General features: G+C 56.3%; 3 protein-coding genes and 1 pseudogene. 2 read left to right on the top strand and 2 right to left on the bottom strand.

What is annotated here, in order from left to right:
- Both AC221Y_RS20520 and AC221Y_RS20525 read right to left on the bottom strand, forming a co-directional pair.
- Positions 1–338 (bottom strand): annotated as a pseudogene (locus tag AC221Y_RS20520) (amidohydrolase family protein); the annotation flags it as partial.
- A gap of 255 nt (positions 339–593) precedes the next feature.
- On the bottom strand, positions 594–971 hold the full coding sequence (locus tag AC221Y_RS20525; RefSeq protein WP_486708232.1) for a hypothetical protein: 378 nt from the start codon (positions 969–971) through the stop codon (positions 594–596).
- Between the two features lie 211 nt (positions 972–1,182).
- Here AC221Y_RS20525 and AC221Y_RS20530 point away from each other — a divergent pair, with 211 nt between their 5' ends.
- Positions 1,183–2,586 (top strand): DUF2252 domain-containing protein, encoded by a 1,404-nt coding sequence (locus AC221Y_RS20530; RefSeq protein WP_486708234.1) that lies wholly within the window; start codon positions 1,183–1,185, stop codon positions 2,584–2,586.
- Positions 2,587–2,807: 221 nt separating this feature from the next.
- Complete coding sequence (locus AC221Y_RS20535; RefSeq protein WP_486708233.1) at positions 2,808–3,929, top strand: baeRF11 domain-containing protein; 1,122 nt, start codon at positions 2,808–2,810, stop codon at positions 3,927–3,929.
- Positions 3,930–4,565 lie beyond the last annotated feature (636 nt).

The raw sequence follows: 4,565 nt of genomic DNA on the forward strand, positions 1-4,565 counted from the left end.
ATCTGATCATAATCATCACGGAACTCAAGCATCCCGTTGCGGATACACAAATGAGAATGCATGTCGATCAGACCGGGCATCAATGTCCGGCCTTCGCCATCGACCACGAATGCTTCCGGTGCGTCAATCGCTTCGGCGGAGACCGTCTTGATCAAGTTCCCTTCGACCAGAACGCTCATGCCTTCGGCGAGCCTGTCACTCTTGCCGTCAAAAACGTTGACGTTGTTGAAGAGGACCTGGCGTGGCGCATCTTTCTCCTGTGCAGCAGCACCGACGACGACCGTGGTTGCGCTGACCATGCAAGCAAAAAGCAGCGCCTTGGTGGCTCCAATGTTCATCAGATTTCACTCCCTCAAGATTGTCGGTGTGATGGCTCGGTAACCGCAATAGGGCTCTAACGCCGAACATCACCGGTTTTGCACGATGCTTCAAGCATCTGACGGGACAAATCGCCTCGTAGCTACCGCAAAAGCTATCAAAAGCTCAGACAGACTAATGTCCGCTTCTGGCACTTAGCTGACATCGATGCAGGGCCCACGGATGTCCGCTTATGGGTGTAAAGCGGTCGTGCTGTATCGGCAGTCCGAGGTCAGCTAAGCCTTCTCCGTAGCGGAGAAGGCTTTGTTTTCTCCGGTCTTGGACAGGGCGAGGATAGAGGCGAGGTCGCCGCGTAGCTCGATTTCGAGCTCGCCGTTGACTGGCGTGAGAATGACGGCGTCAATCAAGCCCCTTATGAGACCGAAGGCTTCGCGGCTTGTCTCCGGATTGTGGATTATGGTCTGAAGCTCCGCGACGGTCTTGCGATAGACATTTGCCAGTGCAGGGTGGAGCAGGGGTTCGGCTTCCGGCGCTGCGGCGATTTTGGTCTCGATCTCAGATTTTTGATTTTCGAGGATCTTGAGCTTGACGTTGAGAGCAAGAGCGTCGGCGCGCCTCCGGTGCGCATCGGAGTCCAGCACAAGAATCGACATCGGCCCGCCAATGCTTAAAGGGTATCTCTTTCCCTGATAGATGAGAGTGCCGGATCCGCTGAAGCGAGGTCGATTGCGCTGTTCTGAGACCGAGCCAACGTCTAAAGTAGGGTTCGCGTCGGCTTTAGTCTATCGGGTACAAGTTTATGCTGGCGAATAAGAAAGATATTCGCCCCGCCAGCGCGGCGGTGCTGCGATGGCCGCGTTAATGATGGACACCTCAAGTTTTTTCGACGGAGTGTTGTGGCCCCCTCTCGCGTCTCGCACGGAGCGGGCCGCTGCTGGAAGAGCCCAGCGCGAGACTCATTCTTTGGAGTCACACGCGGAGCTAGTGACGCCTGGACGGGCGAATCCGTTATCAATTCTCCGCTCCCAGGATGCGCGCCGAGTGAGCGAACTCGTTCCGATACGCTATGGAAGGATGCTCGCGACCCCCTTTGCTTATCTGCGTGGGTCGGCCGGGGTAATGGCTGCAGACCTTGCGGCCTCGGGGCGGGTCAACCTTGAGGTTCAGTTATGTGGAGATGCCCACTTGTCGAACTTTGGCCTATTCGCCACTTCCGATCGTCGGCTGGTATTCGACATAAACGATTTCGACGAGACCCTGAGGGGACCTTTTGACTGGGACGTCAAGCGGCTTGCCGCGAGCTGTGTTGTCGCCGCGCGCGAAAACAAGTTCGATGTGAAGCAGTGTCTCAAGGTCGCTCGCGTGGCCGTACGTGCCTACCGTACAACCATGATCGAGGCGTCACTGATGGACCCTCTCGATCTTTTCTACGTACGGTTCGACGCCGACGAGATCCTTAGTTCCATCAAGAATGAGAAAGAGCGCGAGCGCAGTATCAAGCATGTGCGCCGGAAGTCATCGCACAAGAATAGCCTTGGCGCTCTGTTGAAGCTCACCGAGGTACAAGATGGCCGCTCGGTGATCGTGTCCCAACCGCCACTCATCGTTCCGCTCACCGGGCACGAGCGCCGGACCGAAGGCGAGAGAATCCGAGCGCTGTTCGACGAGTATCTCAAAACTATGGCGCCCGACCGGCAAGCGTTGATCAATCGCTACTCACTAACAGACATCGCTTTAAAGGTGGTCGGAGTCGGCAGCGTTGGCACCAACTGCTTTATCGCTCTATTCGAGTCGGGCGACCGTGAGCCGCTCTTCCTGCAGCTTAAGGAGGCAACCGACTCAGTGCTTGAAAAGCATCTCGGTGCCACGTCCTGCCGACAAGCTGGACAACGCGTCGTCACGGGGCAGCGGCTCATACAAGCGGCAACCGACGCCTTCTTGGGTTGGGGGCGATACACAGCGCCTGGGGAACAGCCGACCGACTTTTACGTTCGGCAGCTCTGGGATGGCAAGTACTCCTTTGAAGTAAATCGTCTGACACCGAAAGGTTTGCGTGATTATGCTCGATGGTGCGGGACCGCGCTGGCGCGGGCGCACGCTCGATCTGGAGACGCCGCAATGATCGCCGGCTACCTGGGGGATGACGCCACATTCGACCGAGCCGTCACTGCATTCGCGGAGATGTATGCTGATCTCGCCGAGGCCGATCACGCTGAGCTCGTTGCGGCAGCCGACGATGGAGCACTCAAGGTTGTCCGAGACTTGTAGAGGCAATGGTGTCGTTTCTTAGGCGAGGCGTCCCTGAGAGCAATCGTCTTCCCGGCCCTCCGCAGCTTCTTGGACCCAAAGCGGCAATCATCGGCACTGGTGGCCTATAGCCTTAGTGAATAGTAGGTTGCCGCTGTTGATCTGCATCTGATAATCACCAGACGATAACGGCGCTTCTTTTCTCTGCCCCATCATCCCATCGTCGAAAGCACGAGGCATGCATGCTGTATATTGATTTGCCAACACGACCGGAGTTTCTCTCACTAATGGAAAAGCGTGCGGACGCGTGCGTCTCGATCTATGTGGAAACGACGCCACTGTCGCAGCACGTAGATGCAAGTCTCACGCAGCTGTCCAATTTGTACACAGCCGGGCGACAACAGCTTGAAGAGAGCGGTTTTGATAAGAGGCGTCTATTGGAGCTTTCTGAGCACGTCGACGACCTTCTAGAGGACGAAGAATTCTGGCGTCTTCAGGCAAACAGTCTTGCCGTATTGGCTACGCCCGATAGTCTTCAGACATTTCGATTAGCAAATCGCTTATCACCAATGGTCCAGGTCTCGGATCGTTTTCACTTAAATCCACTTCTGCGTGCGATTACTTTTCCTCATGCGGCCTACGTCCTAGTCCTTTCGGAAAACGCGGCGCGTTTAGTTGAGGTCCTTCCCAGCATGGCTCCTTCGCAAGCGAAGGTGCCAGGATTACCGCGAGACGCCGCTAGTGCCGTGAGCAAGTCGACCTTGAATGACCGTGGTCATAGTCGACGTATCCACGGTACTGAAGGCCAGAATGTCCAGCTGCGCCAATACGCTAGAAAAGTTGATGCTGCACTTCGCGCCGTACTTTCTGGCCGCGAGACGCCGCTAATTCTCGCTGCTTCGGATCGTTTGGCTTCAATTTACCGCTCGGTGAATAGCTACCCCAGCCTTGTGATGGATCACATCCCTGCAGTTGGCGACCGGACGACGGATGCTGATATCGGAGCTGCAGCACGAGTAATACTCGATGACATAAATGCGCGAGAGATCGAGGGACTTAGTGTGTTGTATGAAAACTGCGCGGGCACCAATCGAGCGACGACAGATTTGTCCGATGCGGCTCAAGCCGCTTCGTATGGTGCTATCGAAACACTCCTTGTCAACATTGACAGCAACGTGCCGGGGGTAGTCGATGAGGTCACTGGTTCGGTTAGCCTTGCGGATGGACCCAGCGCTTCGACATACGATGTCGTCGATGAGATTGCCGCTCGCGCCCTATCGACTGGCGCTCGCGTCCTCGGAGTAAGGAAAGCGGATTTGCCTGGAAACGGTGATCTAGCGGCCATTCTTCGATTTGCCGTTTGACACAACCCCCGAGAATATTGGCTAAGAGGTATATAGCCGACTTGCGCTACCTAGTGCCCAACGTCCGTTAATGGCACCTAGCGGACATCGCGCCGGGCGAGCCTGACTTCCGTTTCTGACTCAAAGCGGACCTCCGCTCACCTAAGGCCAATTCGTGTCGGATCATTGCCAGATTAGCAGCAATCGACGAGGCGACCGGATCAAGGGTGAAACGCGCTCAAGCACTCCGCAACATGCACGCCACAGACTTAGCAGCGTAGAGGCGTTGTCAGATTAACCGGCGGTCAGCTGGGGGCCTGAACGCGCCAGACCAGCGGCCTTTGGAGGCCCGTTCAGGTTTATATGACAATGCCCGACGCTGACATGTCCGCTGTTGGGGCTGAAGCGGATCTCGCCTCGAATCGAGGCGATTGGCACCTGGAACTTAGCCTATAGAATCGCACAATCGAGGTGCAAATAGCGCTGGTTGCCAGCCCCCGCAACCAACCTAGGCCGATCGCCTCAACGTCCACTTGGTACGTTCTTGAGCAAATCTAGCCCCCGCAACCAGCGTTACTTGCACCCCCGGTCCCTTGGAGCGGGGGTGTTCGTTTGCCAGGTTTATTAGTGCTGCGAGCTCGCCATAGAGCTCTGCCC

The organism is Boseongicola sp. (genome assembly GCF_057460485.1).

Bases quoted from the DNA above. Each gene is read 5' to 3' on its own strand.
- AC221Y_RS20525 (WP_486708232.1), bottom strand. From the start codon at position 971: ATGTCGATTCTTGTGCTGGACTCCGATGCGCACCGGAGGCGCGCCGAC.
- AC221Y_RS20530 (WP_486708234.1), top strand. From the start codon at position 1,183: ATGGACACCTCAAGTTTTTTCGACGGAGTGTTGTGGCCCCCTCTCGCG.
- AC221Y_RS20535 (WP_486708233.1), top strand. From the start codon at position 2,808: ATGCTGTATATTGATTTGCCAACACGACCGGAGTTTCTCTCACTAATG.